Origin of the sequence: Sporofaciens sp. JLR.KK001, assembly GCF_036941055.1 — a bacterium.
Classification (GTDB): domain Bacteria; phylum Bacillota; class Clostridia; order Lachnospirales; family Lachnospiraceae; genus Sporofaciens.
Genome location: NZ_JAYMNO010000001.1, coordinates 2,480,737 through 2,497,550, shown reverse-complemented (window position 1 = coordinate 2,497,550; position 16,814 = coordinate 2,480,737). Strand labels below are relative to the sequence as shown.

At 38.9% G+C, this 16,814-nt stretch carries 13 protein-coding genes; all 13 read right to left on the bottom strand.

Annotation, left to right across the window (positions count from 1 at the left end; all coding sequences use genetic code 11):
• Positions 1-19: 19 nt before the first annotated feature.
• Positions 20-2,272 carry an adenylyltransferase/cytidyltransferase family protein gene (locus VSQ62_RS12970; RefSeq protein ID WP_334635304.1) on the bottom strand — a complete coding sequence of 751 codons (2,253 nt, stop codon included), beginning with the start codon at positions 2,270-2,272 and terminating at the stop codon, positions 20-22.
• A complete protein-coding gene (locus VSQ62_RS12965) occupies positions 2,247-3,197 on the bottom strand; it encodes an FkbM family methyltransferase (RefSeq protein ID WP_334635303.1) in 951 nt (316 codons plus the stop codon). The genes VSQ62_RS12970 and VSQ62_RS12965 overlap by 26 nt, the downstream gene beginning before the upstream one ends.
• A 3-nt stretch (positions 3,198-3,200) precedes the next feature.
• Positions 3,201-4,370, bottom strand: a complete 1,170-nt coding sequence (locus VSQ62_RS12960; protein WP_334635302.1) for a capsular polysaccharide synthesis protein — start codon at positions 4,368-4,370, stop codon at positions 3,201-3,203.
• Positions 4,360-5,751: a glycosyltransferase family 2 protein gene (locus VSQ62_RS12955; protein ID WP_334635301.1), complete on the bottom strand. Its 1,392-nt coding sequence runs from the start codon at positions 5,749-5,751 to the stop codon at positions 4,360-4,362. Before VSQ62_RS12955 ends, VSQ62_RS12960 begins: the two co-directional genes overlap by 11 nt.
• Before the next feature lie 11 nt (positions 5,752-5,762).
• Complete coding sequence (locus VSQ62_RS12950; protein WP_334635300.1) at positions 5,763-7,064, bottom strand: DUF4422 domain-containing protein; 1,302 nt, start codon at positions 7,062-7,064, stop codon at positions 5,763-5,765.
• Between the two features lie 3 nt (positions 7,065-7,067).
• On the bottom strand, positions 7,068-8,459 hold the full coding sequence (locus VSQ62_RS12945; protein WP_334635299.1) for a glycosyltransferase family 2 protein: 1,392 nt from the start codon (positions 8,457-8,459) through the stop codon (positions 7,068-7,070).
• A 22-nt stretch (positions 8,460-8,481) separates the two neighbouring features.
• On the bottom strand, positions 8,482-9,882 hold the full coding sequence (locus VSQ62_RS12940; protein ID WP_334635298.1) for a glycosyltransferase family 2 protein: 1,401 nt from the start codon (positions 9,880-9,882) through the stop codon (positions 8,482-8,484).
• Positions 9,861-11,045 (bottom strand): glycosyltransferase, encoded by a 1,185-nt coding sequence (locus VSQ62_RS12935; protein WP_334635297.1) that lies wholly within the window; start codon positions 11,043-11,045, stop codon positions 9,861-9,863. The genes VSQ62_RS12940 and VSQ62_RS12935 overlap by 22 nt, the downstream gene beginning before the upstream one ends.
• 37 nt (positions 11,046-11,082) lie before the next feature.
• Positions 11,083-12,255: a glycosyltransferase gene (locus VSQ62_RS12930; protein WP_334635296.1), complete on the bottom strand. Its 1,173-nt coding sequence runs from the start codon at positions 12,253-12,255 to the stop codon at positions 11,083-11,085.
• Between the two features lie 57 nt (positions 12,256-12,312).
• Positions 12,313-14,109: a rhamnan synthesis F family protein gene (locus tag VSQ62_RS12925; protein WP_334635295.1), complete on the bottom strand. Its 1,797-nt coding sequence runs from the start codon at positions 14,107-14,109 to the stop codon at positions 12,313-12,315.
• A gap of 17 nt (positions 14,110-14,126) precedes the next feature.
• Entirely contained in the window at positions 14,127-15,353 is a 1,227-nt protein-coding gene (locus VSQ62_RS12920) for a glycosyltransferase family 2 protein (protein WP_334635294.1), read from the bottom strand.
• 254 nt (positions 15,354-15,607) lie between these two features.
• Positions 15,608-16,228, bottom strand: a complete 621-nt coding sequence (locus VSQ62_RS12915; protein ID WP_334635293.1) for a hypothetical protein — start codon at positions 16,226-16,228, stop codon at positions 15,608-15,610.
• Positions 16,209-16,814: a YdcF family protein gene (locus VSQ62_RS12910; protein WP_334635292.1), complete on the bottom strand. Its 606-nt coding sequence runs from the start codon at positions 16,812-16,814 to the stop codon at positions 16,209-16,211. Before VSQ62_RS12910 ends, VSQ62_RS12915 begins: the two co-directional genes overlap by 20 nt.

Sequence of the window (16,814 nt, the reverse complement as noted above, 5' to 3'; positions counted from 1 at the left end):
TCCTCCGCCATTTTAATTCTTATAATAACTTTTTCTCAATCATCGTCTTCAGCTTCGTAGAACTTGTCCCCTCCGTATAGGGAAAGAACACCATCTCCGCTCCGTGCTTCTCCAGAAACTCTTTTTCTGCCAGCCAATCGGGATGAGCCGCGTAGTCACTGCCGGAAAACTGGCAGTCGAAATGGTGCAGCCGCCACGCATCGCTTGTACCGCCGAAATTCAACGGAATTTCTGCCACCTCATCTACATACCTGCAAGATCGTACCATCTCCACACGCTCCTCATACGGAACAAAGGGCTCTGTCTCTTTGAACTTCCGTACTCCTTCATCCGTCACGACACCGACGATCAGGTAGTCGCATTGTTCTTTTGCACGCTTGAACATATTCAGATGCCCAACATGGAACAGATCGAATACGCCTGCGATATAGCCGATGTGATATTTCTTTTTTTCAACAGATGCACCATCAGACCCAACTTCTACAGATCGCGGTACAAGGGGCTTGCGCTTTCTCGGATAATCCTTGCCTGACTCAAAAATACTGTATTCCGTCACTCCCATACTATCTAGCTGTTTCATGACTGACAGATAATTTTTGATGCAAATCAGGACTTTATATTCCCCCGAGGCAAGATCACGCAGGATATCAGGGGACTGGATCGTAATTCCTTCTAGCTCCTGTCCCCATTTCTCCCGATTGTTGTCTATGATCGCATATACCGAATAATCCTGGCTGTACAGGGCAAGGAACCTTTGGGTAAAAACTCCGGAACCGAATAAGATCAGCTTGCGGGTATCTGCATTTCGGAAAATATCGATAAATAACCGCTGATAATCCTCCTGCGAATAATTCATCCGCTGGCGGTTGGAATTGATTACGTCCCCGTTGCGGCGGCAGGCATTATGATACTTACGAAGCTCTCTTTCATTTCGCAGATCCGCCAGGAAATCCCATTCCATTCTCTGGAAATGATTCAGTTTCTTCGTCAGATTGTACCGCTCAAAGAGCGTTTCTATCGGAAGCTTTTTCAAAAGCTCAACACTTCCGGCATATAATGTCGCAATCATACGCGTAATGATAGCATTTGCCGGATAATTCTCCTCACAGAACTCTTGATCGTAAAACACGAAGGTGCCGTCCAGATAAAAGCTGTTCAGCGGAACCATATCAACATATCCCCTGCGCAGAACCGCGCCCTCTCCGTCCCCGCTGTCCGCTTTCACAATTTCGGATGACTGCAAAATCAGATCACGAAACTGATCAAATTTCTGCAAAAACATATCCACATCTTCCAGCAATAATCTCTTCAAATAAGCGTGTCCTGTCTCGCCCTCAATATATGGCATGACATAAGCGCCCTTTTCCATTTTGGCGTCCACTGTCGGAACACCATGGGCCTTCAAATCTTCCCCATATTCAACCATCTTTTCCAGACGTGCCCGCCCCTCTGGATATGCCGCACGCTTTTCTACGATTCCAGATTTATGTATTACTGTGAAAATCGCGCGCTTCCTGCCTCGTTCCATAGAACCTGTCACATGGCTGACATCTGAGAAACAGCCGTCTAATGCACACTCTATGAGATACGCATTTGCCATCTGATGAAACATTCCGTTTGCAATCAGATCTGTATACAGACACTCCTCCTCCAAGAAAACGGAATTTGGATAATGATATGTCGGAAACAGCCTGCCTGATAGATCCTCATTCGGCAGAAAATCCTGAGCATAAATCAGAGTCGGATTCTCTAAATCTGAAAGAACAGCATAAAAACGGCACTCCTCCCAGCCTGCAGCCTGAAGCATTGCCTTTAATTCAGCCTGACTGTACATCCGTCCCTGAAAGGTATCCTCTTTCTTCGCGTACGCCCTGCGATAGCCCTCTACACCGTCAAAGTTCCGCCCCGTATACGGATCTCTGTCCCCGCAGAAATACTTTGTGCCAAGGCGGTTATTCATGCCAAGAAGCAGCTTACCGTCTGCCTTTAATAATTTCCGAAGACCTGCAAGTATCCGCTCTGGGTGAAGCTGTCTCTCCAACGCGACCACTGATATAATGTAGTCGAATCTTTCTCTATACGTCTGCCGCCATCTCTCCTCGCCGGCCGTCTCGCAGGATACACATATCAGCACTTCTGCACGCTCCCTTAGCATCTCCGCTATAGCATCCTCTTCTCCTCCTATATAGAGTATCATACTGTCCGGCTTAAAATCGTACCACTGTAATAATCCGCTCTGTATTCCCTTAACAATCTCCTGTGCCTGTTCCATATGCTCCACCTTTGCAAATCCTTTTACTGATATAGGTCTGCTCCTGCCTGCCATTGCTTACCAGCAGATAACCATGATCATTCAAAAGCTTCTTTACCCCTCTCATTTTCTCCACACTGTCAGGGAAAATACGGGTATGCGTCTCTATACAGAGCTGATCGAATTCAAGCCCGCTCTCCAAGATATCCGGCAACGCCATAAACTCCGAACCCTCCACATCCATTTTCAGCAGATCAAGCCTGCTGTGCCCGAATCGCTCCATCAATGTCGAAAGCCTGTGAACCTGCATCTGTATCTTTTCGCTGCTTGTCCATGGAGCAAAATGCTCGGAATAATCCAGGCCGGAACTGGGAAGATAAAACGTCTTTAATGCATCCTCATCGGAAAGACCGTAAGGATAATATCTCAGATTCTCCGGAAGCTTTTTGCTTTCCATCTCTTTTACTACCTCAGGGCTTGGGTCAAATGCATAGACCTCCATGCCGTATTTTTCCGCCAGCTCCAGTTCAAAAGAATAATCAAAGCCGATCCCGAACGAGTATGCCGTCAGATGCTCCCTGCCCTCTAAAAGCGACGGCACAACCTGAAAGCCCACTGCCTTGCCGCAATACACATGTTCTATCTCATAATCATTTGACCCCTGGAAAAATTCCTCAAAGCTTTCATAGACTTCTATGCCCAGGGTCCGCAGATCCTCTGCAATCTGCCTTCGCGCCTCTTCGTCATCCACAGACAGAAGAAAGGGAAGCGACGGATACTTTTCTACCGCCTCATCACGCGTCAGGACATTACATCCATAATATAAAGGGATATGCTCTGCATCCCTGTCGCAAAATGCCTCAACATGTACATTTTCCTCTGCAAGCGCTATAAAATTCCTCCCGCCGCGAAATCCCGCTCCGTATATGATCACCGGTCTATTCATCTTCTATTCCCTCCTCGTATGCATGAGATACCCACAAATTGTACCATCCGTTTCCCAGCCTTCCCTGTCTTCAAATTTATATGTTAACTTTTGAACGGAAGTGTTCTTTATATACTCCTTAATCTGCCCTTCATCATACGGTTCCCAGAGGTGCTTTACCAGTTCCTGGGCTCCTTCATTGTTATAAGGAACTGCCTTCAGCTGCTTCTCCACCTCCGGAAACGTATTACATGCTATGGCGATGATATAATCTACCATAAAATAATACCTGATCCTGTCATGTACGGAAAAATAATAGAAAAAGCTTTCCATCAAAAAAGCAAACAGCTTGTTTCCCGGTTTGGCATAAAGAAACCACCCGCTCCACATTGCATCTGCACAATACTGTGTCTCCGGCAGATTCCGCGTATAGATCGGATGATCCAGGATCTCCTCTCCCAACTTTTTGCAGACATACAGCGTGGAATCCATCCAGAAGCCCCCATACTTGTACAGCAATGCCGCCCTTATGATATCCGACAGGGTTGTCAGGGAGATCCGTCCGTCTTTCACCTTCTCTGTGATGTGCTCCGGTAGGCTTAGGTACTCCTTGCAGTTATCTTCCGTGATAATGATCTGCCGTACACCCTCCGGCAGATTTCTCCTCTGGCTTGCAAGACAGGCGCGGACCATCGCCGGAGCCTGTTCCTCGCCTTGCCACCAGCTTGTCCATGCCAGAATCTCTTTCTGCGGAAGCGGCGTATTTAAGCCTGAAAGCTTTTTCGGGAATGTATCAATAAAAGGTTTTATACTTTTTTCCACATCACAATAGGCTTCCTTTTGAAACATATTAAAATCAATTTCAGCAATACCTGCGCCTGTCCCTTGCAGAAGATGATAAATTTTCTCCGTATAACGCCGACCCAAAGTCAGAAGTACACCAGCATCTGGTTTTAGCAGATCTGGATGATATGTCAGGATGGGAATGTTTGGTATTTTTTTATTATTTCCAAATGCTTTTGATACGAAAATACTCTTTATTTTTTGAAAATACACTTTATTCAGATTCCTCATTTCCTGCAAAAAAACATCTAAATAATATCCGGCTCCATATAAATAAATACTTTCATATGTATCCATGAAACTTGTCAACGCTGTGATGGAGTCCAAAGTAAAAAGAGGTTTAACTTCCATGGCAGAACCTCTTGAGACGCATGATCATATTGGTGCAATCCATCGGGAATGTACTCAGGTTATATTCTGTAACCCGCTGTTCATCCACTCCATAGTCCTGTAACTGCTTTTGTATTGCATCCGAGTGTGCTGCATTTGTGATAATAAAATATGCATCAGCAAATTGCTTAAGCGCAGACTCTAACGACATCACCGGGCATCCCATATGCGAACTGTCCCATTTACTTTTATCGTTATCACAAAATGCCGCTAGATTTTGTATTCCATTGCATCGCATCAGACAGTATGCACAGGAACCGACATATCCACTGCCAAAAAGAATTACATGCTTTTCCATTGCGGTTTTTTTCAAAAACGACTTAACCGTTTCAAAAGCTATTTCTGCCTTTAAATGAGAATAATAATCATAGAACTCCGGCTTATCCATAAATATCCTTATCTCCATCCATAAATCCCTGGTTACAGAAGTTTGTTTTAAAATCCCATGATCTTTAAAGTCTTTGAGAATATTCCTAAATTCATCCAATGCTTCTTCCGTACCTTCCGCAGGCTGTCCCCAAGTCAGTAATTCTATATAAGGCCTATGTGCAATTACTGCAATTTCTCTTGCAAGAAATTCCATCTGTTTTTGGTCAACTCTGCTTTCCTCTGCAATACGAATTAAATTTTTACATTCAGAAAGATTGAATAATACACATTTACTGTTATAGGTAGATGAATTTATATTGTCCCTGCGGTAACGGTAAAAAGAACGATTTAAGAAAAAACCTCTCTTCACATTCAGCGCCACCTGATATCGGAAACTACAATCCTGGAACGCCGCTCCTGGCGTCTCCTGAAATGAAATATGATTCCTCTTCAAAAACGATCTCTTATATATTCCATTCCATATAAAGACATCTATGGTATTTTTATTATTAATATAATCCTCCGCTGTAAATATTGTATTGTATTTTACAGAACTATATTTTCCTAAAGAATATTTTAGGAATAGCCTCTTCCCATCCGAAAGTGTTGTAAAAACATCAAAATCTGATTTTACAAATTCAGCGTCATTCTCCTTTGCATAAGCATACATTTCCTCATACATTTCCGGCAAAATGAAATCATCGGTTTCTACAATTCCTATATACTCTCCGGAGGCATTTTCTATTCCAAGATTCATTTGATGACCATAGCTTTTTTGAGCAGATGCGATTACCTGAATCCGTGCATCTTTCTCTGCATATTCATATAAAATATCCTGTGTACCATCCGTGGATCCGGCATCAACACATAAGATCTCGATATCCTGCAGTGTCTGGCTAATGACACTTTCCAGGCATTCCCTGATATATGGAACAACATTCAAAGACGGCATAATAATTGATATTTTTGGCATATTTCCTCCGCTTATGAATAAAACAGCATATCTGTATATGCAATTTTTAACTGTTCTCTATTCTTCATCAAAAAGATTCCCAACAAGCATTCTATAATAAATCCTATGTACCGATCTTTTCTATAAAATCTGATCTTCTTATAATAGTTTTCTATTTCGAAAGTTACAGAAAACACAAAACTACAGTAATCCCAAAAAAGATTGTATCTCATAATGAAAAGATTACAAGGCGGATAAAATCTGGAAGCAAGAAAGGCTTTTGCAAAAGATAAGTAAACCGGACAAACTTTTTTTATAGCCTCCAACATAATCTTTATATCTGACTCTGGGATTAATGTTGAAAAAAACGTACCTACCGTCTCCTGCACAAACGTCGGCGTCGTAACTAAGATATCTATATTGGCATCTGTCATTCTTCTTATTTCATTTTCATCTATTGAAAAATGCCTCCGGTAATGACATAATCCAATATAATCTGCTCTGGGTGCATTTTTCCACATCCAATAAAGCGCCGTACATTCTGAATAGTTCTCATTTCGTTCAGATATATTAAGACCATCCTGATCTTTTATTTTGCAAATGTCTTGATCTGTAAGCGCCGCGCCGACCTGTATGGGGATCACCCATGAAGGCAGCTTATTTTGTAACACTTTCTGATCCTTATGGCTGCGTGCCATATAGACTGCAAATGACTTTTCTTCCCCTATTTGTTCCGGATTCTCATTACAAAATATATGGTATGTTCCATACTGCTCTTCAAACTCTTGAAGCGCAGATTTATCAGGAAAAATATCGTAAACCGTATCTAAATTACACTCCCCTACCACTTTTTGCGGAAAACGCCAATGGTATTCCTGTCCATGTACATCCTTCATGATCAGAATATCATAATCCTTCTCCACAGGTATATGTTCTCCCAAGCGATATTCATTGATATGAAAGATCTCTCGCTTCTTTTGCATAAAAATATGCTCTTTTATCATCTGCAGCAAACTTGACGGCAGAAAATATACATTACAAATTTGTTTACACACCAAGCAATCGCATATCTCTCTATAAGCTCTGGTATTTCGGAACATGGGTACCAGAATTATATATCGGGAATCGTCAGAGAACTCATCTATATCCATTACAGGATGACCAAATAAAACCTGAGGATTACCATATATACTTGAAACAAGAAACCCTGCTATTGGGATCTTATATTCCTGGAAAAAGCAATAGGTATCACCTGCGTTTTTCCCTGCACCGTAAATATAAACATTCTCGCTATGTTTACATGCCGCAATCAATTCCTCAATCTCTGCCATCATATTCTAGCCCTCTTTTCTTATCTTGTTGATCGTCTCAACAACAGAATCATGATATAATCCATAAAAAAATTCATAACTTTTCTCGTAGTTCCGGAAATAAATATAGTCCTGCTCATCTGCGATCATATTTCCATAAATATCTATATAAATGTCTGGCAGTATATTCTCTGTGATATCTTTTACATGCCTGCAAAAATGGACAGCTTTGTCAAATGAGTTTCCGCTGCTTTCTTCTGCCAGTGTAATGCTAAAACTACACTCCTTAAACTCGCCCCTTAATTGCTCTAAACATAACTCCGACTTTTTCTTCATTCCAAAAGAAGTGCTTAGCATTATTTCAATACCCGGATTTATTGCCCATAGCCTGCTGCATAACTTGACAACACTATGTTCCGGCACTTCATCTGCCGGATAAATGAGCATGCGTTTACAGCCAGATAATTCGTTTTCGATCAGATGGTATCCATCTTTCTGAAGCTCATTTATCCTTCTCTCTCCTGCTTTCCCTCGGCGGTCACGTATAAAATCCTCCAGAATATATTTTTCCGTATCAAAGATGTCCATACGCCCCTTATAATAAGAGCCATACATATAAGAAAAGGCACGTGATAATATGTACTCCGTAAATCTTTCCATATCCTCCCGGGGCAGATATTTTGCAAAAAAGCGGTAACGGTTGCGTGTCAGGTAGTACCTTGCGAAAGTGTTCGTCGTTTTCTTTGTCATCCCGCTCTTATGCCATGCTTTTGAACTCCCAAGCGACACTACTTTATAACCGGATCGTTTGATCCGGTATCCCAGCTCTATGTCATCATAATAGATAAAATGCGCCTCATCCATCCCGCCGCATTTTAACAGAACTTCCCGCCGTACCATCGCGGCAGTTGCAGCTGCAAAATCACATTCTCTCGGCTCCTTTGCCTCCTCACTGTCCAGTTTCCCGCACCATTTTGATCCGTCCATAAATGTTTCAAAGTCGATCGTCTTCGCATAATCCATGATCCGCTTTGGATCATCTGACATCATGATCTTTGCTCCGACAATCCCCACATCTGGATTCTCCTCAAGATACCTATGCAGCTTTTTTATGGTGTCTGTATCCACATATGCATCATTGTCAAGCATCATAATATAAGGATATCCCTCTTCCACCGCCATGCGCAGTCCTCTCCCGAATCCTCCGGATCCGCCGAGATTTTCTGCATTCTGCACGATGGCAACACGTTCTCCAAACTGCCTGCCGATCCGCTCCACCGAGCCATCCGTCGAAGCATTATCGACTACATAGATGTCACACTTGATATCCTTTGACTTTATCACAGCATCAATACATTTCACCGTATCTTCGCCGCCATTATAATTACATATGATCACTGCTATTTCGTTTCTGTTCATCTCTTCATATCTCCTGTTACACCTACGGAAAAACTAAACCTAGCATTTCTTCAAAAGATAGCATGTTACTTACCGCAAAGATTTTATCACTGCTTATACCCATATTTTCCAACTGTTTCTGGATCTTATCTGAATGCTTTCTATTCGCAATGATAAATGTATCACTTTTGTATTTCTGCACAGCTTCTGGAACACTGATTATGGAATATCCATTCCATATTTTCCCCTGAAGCATAGGATTGTTATCCGCTACCGCTTTCATGCATTTGATTCCTGACATCTCCTGTAATAACAGCATCCGTTCGCCATAGCGTCCTGCACTGACAAGGACAAACTTTTCGCCCTGCTCTATTTTGGCGAATAATTTACCCAAACGTCTGCTCTGCTCCTGCTTTTCGTTCAGATAACCCCTTAACACAGTCCTGTTTCTTAATAGTTTCACCGATTCCTTTTGGCTATCTGTCAAATCGGCATATAAAGATCCCTCCTCAGAAAAGTCCTTCAATTCCGGCTGCACCGCCAAGAGAAACTCCTCTCGCTCCTTTTCTGACAGCCGCACGGCATTCCACTGATAGGATACGAGTTTTTGCAGACACACCAGCTTTCGTATATCAGAAGTATACATTTCCCGTTGTGTCAATTCTTTTGTTATGTATTCATACTCATCCATGACACACCGCCACTTGGAACTTGATTTTACAGAAGAATTCTCATTATCTATACGATAAAAATAATAATGTTCATTTACATATATTCCGGTATCCGCTAATAAGCCAACCAAGATCGAAAAACTGATATCCTGATAAGACGCCCCCGTAGTTTCATTAAGCCGTATGTTTTTCTTGATTAAAAAATCTCTCCTGTAAATCCCAGCCCATATATGATTGATCTCCAGGATGCCCATTTCCCTTGCATCGCCAAAAAAGATCAGCTGATCAAATACGTCTGCCAGATGACTGCGGCTAACCTCTGCACATACTCTCCTGCCTTTTATGCTTGCGAATTCTATGTATCCGCCCTTAATAAAATCAGGAAAATAATTATTTGTATGGGAATAAAGGCTCTGATACATTGTTTTATCAATATAATCGTCCGGCTCTACAATCCCGATATACTTCCCTCTCGCTTCCCGGATCCCAAGATTCACCTGATAACCGTAGCTTTTTTTATCTGATCCTATAAGCCGGATCCGAGGATCTCCTGACGCATACTTTTCTATAACCCGCAGTGTGCCGTCTGTTGAACCGGCATCAATACATAATATCTCTATTTCCTTTAATGTCTGACGTGTTACGCTCTCCAGACATTCCTCCATGTACTCTGCAACATTTAAGGAAGGAATAACGACAGACACATATATAGTTAAATCATTCTTAAGCTCATTGCACATCATTTTCCTCATCAATATATATCGAGTTCCCATTCCCGCCAATCTGTCTCCGCATCTATACACATAACTCGATCTTCTCCAAAATCTTTTTCTAAATTCTTCTTAATCACTGCAGCAATCTCCTGATTTTTCACAGCAATGATTATTCTGTCAAAATCAATATCCTTTAACGCTTCTGGAAAATCAATCTCATAATCATATATTTTTTGTCCCCCTAGTTTCCGATCTACCCACGCTGCAAGCCTCATATCCTGTATACTTGTCAACTGTCTGTAATAAGACTTCCCAACCACACCGGCGCCGTACAATACGATTCTTCTGTTTATACAATCTGCCAATATACAAAATGGTATGCGATATAAACTGTGTATTTCCAACGAAAACAGGTCTGATATGCCTTTTCTTATAAAAGGTACTATATACCTCTTTAACTGCCTATCTAATTCATATGATTTGCTATACTCCGAAAAAACACCTTGCATATACTGCTGAAAATGATATACTTTTATCACCATATCATTTTCCTTTTTCCGGCACATAGACTTCTCATGTATTCTATAAAAGTAAAATACCTTATGGGTAACTGCAATTTTCTTTGCCATCAGCATCGCTTTATATACCACGGCAGCATCTTCACCCATTGTGATCCTGGGATCCTCGCTTTCAATACTTGACCATAAAAGTTCTCTTCTCATGAACTTAGTACATAATGACTGAATAATGCCGGGACATTCATTTTCAAAATCAAACATCATCTTTTTGTAGATGTCCTCTAATTCTACATGTTCATATATGCCTTCCGGAACCGTATATGTCCAATCCGAGCACCCGTTTCCCACACTTCTCATATTATAATTTACAATATCAACACTTCCACGATCCGTTAATGTAAGAACTGTTTCCAACAAATCCTCCGCAATCCAATCGTCGCTGTCCACAAATATACAGTATTCCCCTTTTGATGTTTTTACTCCAGATTTTCTTGCCTCAACCAATCCTCCATGCTCTTGCTGCACAACAATAATTCTTGAATCTGTTTTGGCATAATCCATACAAATCTCCAGACTTCCGTCTGTCGAACCGTCATCCACAAGAACTACTTCGATATTTTTATATGTCTGATTCAATATGCTGTCCAGACATGCAGATAGATATTGTCTCGTATTGTATACCGGAACGATTACTGATATTAACATCTTTGATCTAATTCTCCCGTTTCATCTATTCACTTGGCTATCCCATAAAATCTAACTTCATCATTTCCAAAAAAACTTCCTCAATGGACATGACTGGTTTATCACATATTTTTTTTAAATCATTTAAAATATTTTGATAAGAGGATATTACCGTAACAACAACCGCATCTACATGTGTTAGTTTCTCCGCCATCTCTATACTGTCCATTCTGTATATTGGTATATCATATTCAATACCATCTGCACCAATGTCTATACCAAATACGACCTCAACTGAACTTCTATACAAATCGTCATATAGACGATTCCCCAGATAGCTCATACCATATATTGCGATTTTTTTATAGTTACAATCTCTTAAATAATGATGGACTCTTTTATCTCTGATATTTAAATACATCCAATAATCATACACTTTTACCATCCTTATATAACGGCATGCTTCATCACCAATCTCACCACTTTTTCGCAGATTTTCTATTTCTTCACTTTCCAGAATATGGTTTTTATCTAAAATAGAAATCATTTCCCAAAAAGAGTTCTTCATCCCCTCATTCTGACTTGATGTATTACTTCCATACTCTCTATGTATATAAAGCCTCTGACGATTAACTTCAAAAACACGTCCTTCTTTTCTCATTAATATCCATAATAAATAATCATCGGCTCCATTCTTGTTCATAATCTGTGTTAGCCACAAATCAGGAATAGAATTCTTCTTTATCAATACCTGTCCTGGTGAACATATTTCATTTCCTTCTATAAAAAAATTATCCCCATTTTTTACACTTTGCAATTGCTTATCTTGGGTATATATTGCCCTTCTGCCCTGCATCCATAATCGTTCCTTATAGCCATTACACACGACTGCATCTGACAACCCGACGCTGTTTCTTTGACTTACAAGGTATTCTTCTGAAATTTTATCATCTTGATCCAAAAAAACCACATAGGCACCCTTCGCTCTATGATATCCATAAACACGTGCTCCATGTATTCCTCTATTTTCTTTTAGATTATAAATTGTTACATCGAATTTGCAATCCGGCAGCTCCAATTTTTCTTCCGGGTAGTCATTTACAAAAATTGCTTCGCAATGTGATTTGTACTCTCTTTGATATTTTTTCAAATTCTCGGATAAAATTTCCACCCAATAGGTAAGATACTTTCTCCCTTTATAAAGAGGAATTATTATAGAAACATCAACCATAATCACATTTACTCCTTTTCGTAATTAATCACCCGCTTTGTTCAGACTCTTTTCTATTTAAGTGACTGCCAGCATTTTCTTACATCCCTTTTCCTGCAGTTTTTTTCTTATCTCTTTTCTCAACTTTACTGCAATAACAACTCCTACTTCTGAAGTTATTTCAATCTCCGACAAATAATAAACTGGATAAATATACAAACAATCCTTTTTGGGCTTCCCATCTGAAACAATTATTCCCTTAATGGCAATTCCTCTAAAAAATAATTCTTCAACAATATGTCTTGCATAAGTACCGGCTCCATATACATAAACCAAATCATTTAACTCACAAAATTTTATCACTTCATTTAATTTATATTCTCTCGCCATCAATCCTTCTGCACTGTTGAATCCAAATCTCCTGCATATACAATTCACTTCATAAGCCTGCTTATTCATCTCAATTGCAGCACTTTCTGCACACATTACGGTTCCCCATAAACCTCCAATTTTCTCCGTATATGTAGCCGCACATTCACCTATATCGTTCATCCAATTTTGACAGGTTTTGACTGTTACTAAAACATCGCATAGCAATTTAGATCCGATCCAAAACATGCTTTTTCCCTGTCTCCAAAAAAGTGCCTTCAGATACTTTTTCCGTTCCAAAATCTCAATAATTTTATTCATATAGGTATTATTATTTATTAGGTTCGCAAATATATAATCTATCTCCATCTGTGGTATAAACATAGACATATCCGAACGATATATCTTGTCCTGCACACAACAAATATATTTATACTTTTTGCTGATATTATCCATTAGTTCTATACAAGAATTCGTGCTTTTAAATGTATAAACATTCATAGCATCTAGATGCAACTGAACATCATTATGTATCAGAAAATAACAGTTAAAATCAATTGAACCCTCGGATAACTTTTTCTCTATATAAAAGATATTCTCCTCGTGCACAATGAAAATAACCGCTGCATCTTTTTCATGTCCGCTCATATTTCCCCTGGCATCTAATACATAATCGAAATTCAAGCTTGATTTCCTGCCATATCTCTTCCGGATATCATGTAAAACGTAATCAATATTATAGTTTGTTTCATAATATATATAATCTAAAGCTCTCGCTGCCTCATTAAAAATATACTTTCTTGTTTCACTCCATTCAAAAGCCTTCCTCTTCAAAACGGGTAACTGAATCTTCTGTAATACACTGTAAGGATTTTTATAAATATCTAATGCTTCGCCTTTTCGTCTTTCATCTGTTTTGTCCGTATAAATATTCCAACAATACCCCATATCTTCAAAATACCAGGTAAATCTCCATTCAAAATTATGGATTGTTTCGGCTATTACCTCAACATCTGATTCTAACTCAACCCAGAAATTCCAAAAATTTAAACTATGCAGCATTTCTCTTTCAATAACTAGAAAATAACTCTCAATAAATGGACGAATCCCTTCACAAAAATATGAATTTATACCCCAAAAATCTAATTTTTGCATTTCCATCTTACCAAAAATTTTTACCATTGGTACAAACGGACCATAAAAACTATTATTAACTAATACAACTTGTGAATATTCACATAATTTTTCCTGTCCAAGAACTTCACAAATTACATACTGGTATGCTCCACCGTCAAATCCCCTATTTTCTCTTCTATATATATTAGATGTATATTTTCCCAGTAGCTGTAGATCAACTTCTGCAATTTTTCCATTTACAACAATAATCAATTCATTAACTACTGTTTTAATTTCTTTTAATATATATATAACATAATTTTCTATTCCCGGCAGTTCATCATAATATATGAAAATGCCCAGACGATTTGTCAAATCAGACGTTCCCATGCTCATCCTTTCGAAATTTAATCAAATAGCTCTTTACTTCCCACCTTATTCTCCTGAACAAAAAATTCAGCAATACTACTCGGATACTCCCATACTATTTTTTCTCTGTCAATCTGATATTGTTTCAAATCCTCTATAATCTCCTGGGCAACGCTCTTATTTTTAACAGCAATTACAATATAATCAAAATCCACAAATGGAATACTTTCTACGGATTCTACACCACGAATACCTTTGTCCTCGTCGGAAACAGATTTATCTACCCATTTAACCACTTTGTAAAATCCTGTCCAATCAGCCCATGTTTTATATCCTTTCCCTACAACTCCTGCTCCATAAATTATTACTTTAGAGCCTGTCGGAATTAAATTCATAGGAAATACATATTTGGATACAATATATTTATCTCCTAAAAATGTCTGTAAGCATTCAAAATTACTGCAAATAATATATTCATCTAATTGTTTTTGCCATATTTTTTTATAATTGCTTTCGTTGATAATCTTTTGAAAATAGAAATAAGCTTTTGTCATATATTCAAAACTATGCATGTCTGAGCGATATGTTATAGAATCAGTTCTCTCACGATGATGATAATATACATTATGCTGTATATAAATACGTTTCGCCTTTGCAACGGCGCCGATATTCAGCACATTATCTTCAAAAAAAGTAAAATTATCTTCCATAACATTAATAACTTCATTAATAATATTTTTTTCATACAATTTATTCCAAATCGCACCATTCAAATAATATTTCTTTGCAAAACCCGTCGGGAATATATTCTTGATCAACAAATTATCTGCATCTGTCATATCATACAATCCTTGAGGCAAGCCGTCTCTTAAAATATTTTTTCCCCTTCCGCCCGGATATTCACGATATCCAGCAGACGTAACCATCTGTGCATCATTCTCTACTGCAAAATTATAAAGACTTTCATACATATTCGGTTCAATCCAGTCGTCCCCATCCACGAATCCGATATATTTTCCTTTTGCAGTATTTACCCCATCTCTTCTGGCAGTCGCATTTCCTCCATGTTTCTTATGAATAACCTTGATCCTTTGATCTCGTTCCGCTAGGTTATCGCAAATATTGCCACTTCCATCTGTTGATCCATCATCTATAAGTATAATTTCTATATTCTTGTATGTCTGACCGCAAATACTTAATACACATTGTTCTATATAGCGTTCAATATTATAAACTGGAACTACAATACTAATTAATTCTTTCATTTCTCACCCTCCCAAAAATTAATGATCTATTTTCTTTTGCTCCTTTATCTAGCGTTCCATCCAGTCAGAAATCAAACTACCGAATTGTCTAATTCGTACCATTACATCATTAAAAGTTCTAATTGATGTGCCCACATCGCTGTCGAACTTTTGTCTATCACTAGAACGACCTGACAATTTATTAGTTTAATTTCTAACCGGATGGAACATTAGCTGTAATGTATAATAATGATAAGAGAATACAAAGCCACGAGTCAATCAATGCAAGCATAGCATGACCTTAACGCTAAGTGTCGATGTATACTAAAACCATTTTTATTTATTCCATCTATGTCATGATATTTGCCAACATATATACGATCACCATTATGATCCGTGTCAATGCACCATACAAAATCATGAAACCACAGTTTCATGCCAAGAGTTAACCAAACCGTATAAAAAGAATACACACAACGAATTGCCAAAGGAAATTCGAACCTTTTGCTTAGTTCTGATGGTTGTATTCCTCTGCTCTCTTCGTATACATTCTTTCGAATGAGATACCATCCATCATCCATAGGCACATCAATAAATGTTTCTTTCTCATACCAATCCTGATTATAGAAACAGGGTTCTTTTTCATCAGGATTCCTACCAAAAATCTCCTTTAAAGCACGAATTGTTACGGATGAACCATCCGTAAACTTACTTACGCCAAGAATAAGAATATAATCATCCTTTTTTGAATTCAGTTCCTCAACTGAATATGGAATCTTCGGAACATTATTACCAATGGCAAGCTTCATAATGCCAATCATACGTAATTCCCTTGATCCAACAACACTTGATCCCATAATATCTCTTGCTGTTTTTTCATCTATATCTGCTTTCATTTAATAAGGATTCCTTCCATTTTTGATACTCAATTACCTCCTGCACATTCGCCAGATGTCCCATGGCAGAATACTTTTCCATTCTATCAAATTCAGCTGAGAGACGTTCAAATCGTGTTCCCCATCCATCGTCTATAAACCAGTTCAGATTGCGGGCAGGAGCATTATAGAGGATAAGTCCACTTTTAGTATCCAAAACTTCACGCAGAAATGTCAGATATGCTCTATATTGGTGCTCATGAGATGCAACGAGTGCGAGCTTTCTCCATTCATTTTTTATAGCCATTTTAATAATCTCGACAGCCTGCTGCCTAGTATTCAATGATTTGTCCTCATGAATCAAGTCTTTCTCTGGGACACCACCTTTTACCAAAAAAGGTTTTACTTCCTCAAAAGGGAAGCTGCCATAGTCCTTGTCGATAATATTGCCGCTAAAAACAATCTTATCCACAGCGCCTTTATTATAGAGATCCACAGCTTTCTGAAAACGAAAAAAACCATCTCCTTCTAACAAAATAGCTGCAGCAGATTTTGTCAGGCAATCATTATCGACAATAGCCATGATAATCTCTCTGTCAGTAATCAA

Coding starts and splice junctions, on each gene's coding strand:
- VSQ62_RS12970 (WP_334635304.1), bottom strand. CDS start 2,272: ATGGAACAGGCACAGGAGATTGTTAAGGGAATACAGAGCGGATTATTA.
- VSQ62_RS12965 (WP_334635303.1), bottom strand. CDS start 3,197: ATGAATAGACCGGTGATCATATACGGAGCGGGATTTCGCGGCGGGAGG.
- VSQ62_RS12960 (WP_334635302.1), bottom strand. CDS start 4,370: ATGGAAGTTAAACCTCTTTTTACTTTGGACTCCATCACAGCGTTGACA.
- VSQ62_RS12955 (WP_334635301.1), bottom strand. CDS start 5,751: ATGCCAAAAATATCAATTATTATGCCGTCTTTGAATGTTGTTCCATAT.
- VSQ62_RS12950 (WP_334635300.1), bottom strand. CDS start 7,064: ATGATGGCAGAGATTGAGGAATTGATTGCGGCATGTAAACATAGCGAG.
- VSQ62_RS12945 (WP_334635299.1), bottom strand. CDS start 8,459: ATGAACAGAAACGAAATAGCAGTGATCATATGTAATTATAATGGCGGC.
- VSQ62_RS12940 (WP_334635298.1), bottom strand. CDS start 9,882: ATGGGAACTCGATATATATTGATGAGGAAAATGATGTGCAATGAGCTT.
- VSQ62_RS12935 (WP_334635297.1), bottom strand. CDS start 11,045: ATGTTAATATCAGTAATCGTTCCGGTATACAATACGAGACAATATCTA.
- VSQ62_RS12930 (WP_334635296.1), bottom strand. CDS start 12,255: ATGGTTGATGTTTCTATAATAATTCCTCTTTATAAAGGGAGAAAGTAT.
- VSQ62_RS12925 (WP_334635295.1), bottom strand. CDS start 14,109: ATGGGAACGTCTGATTTGACAAATCGTCTGGGCATTTTCATATATTAT.
- VSQ62_RS12920 (WP_334635294.1), bottom strand. CDS start 15,353: ATGAAAGAATTAATTAGTATTGTAGTTCCAGTTTATAATATTGAACGC.
- VSQ62_RS12915 (WP_334635293.1), bottom strand. CDS start 16,228: ATGAAAGCAGATATAGATGAAAAAACAGCAAGAGATATTATGGGATCA.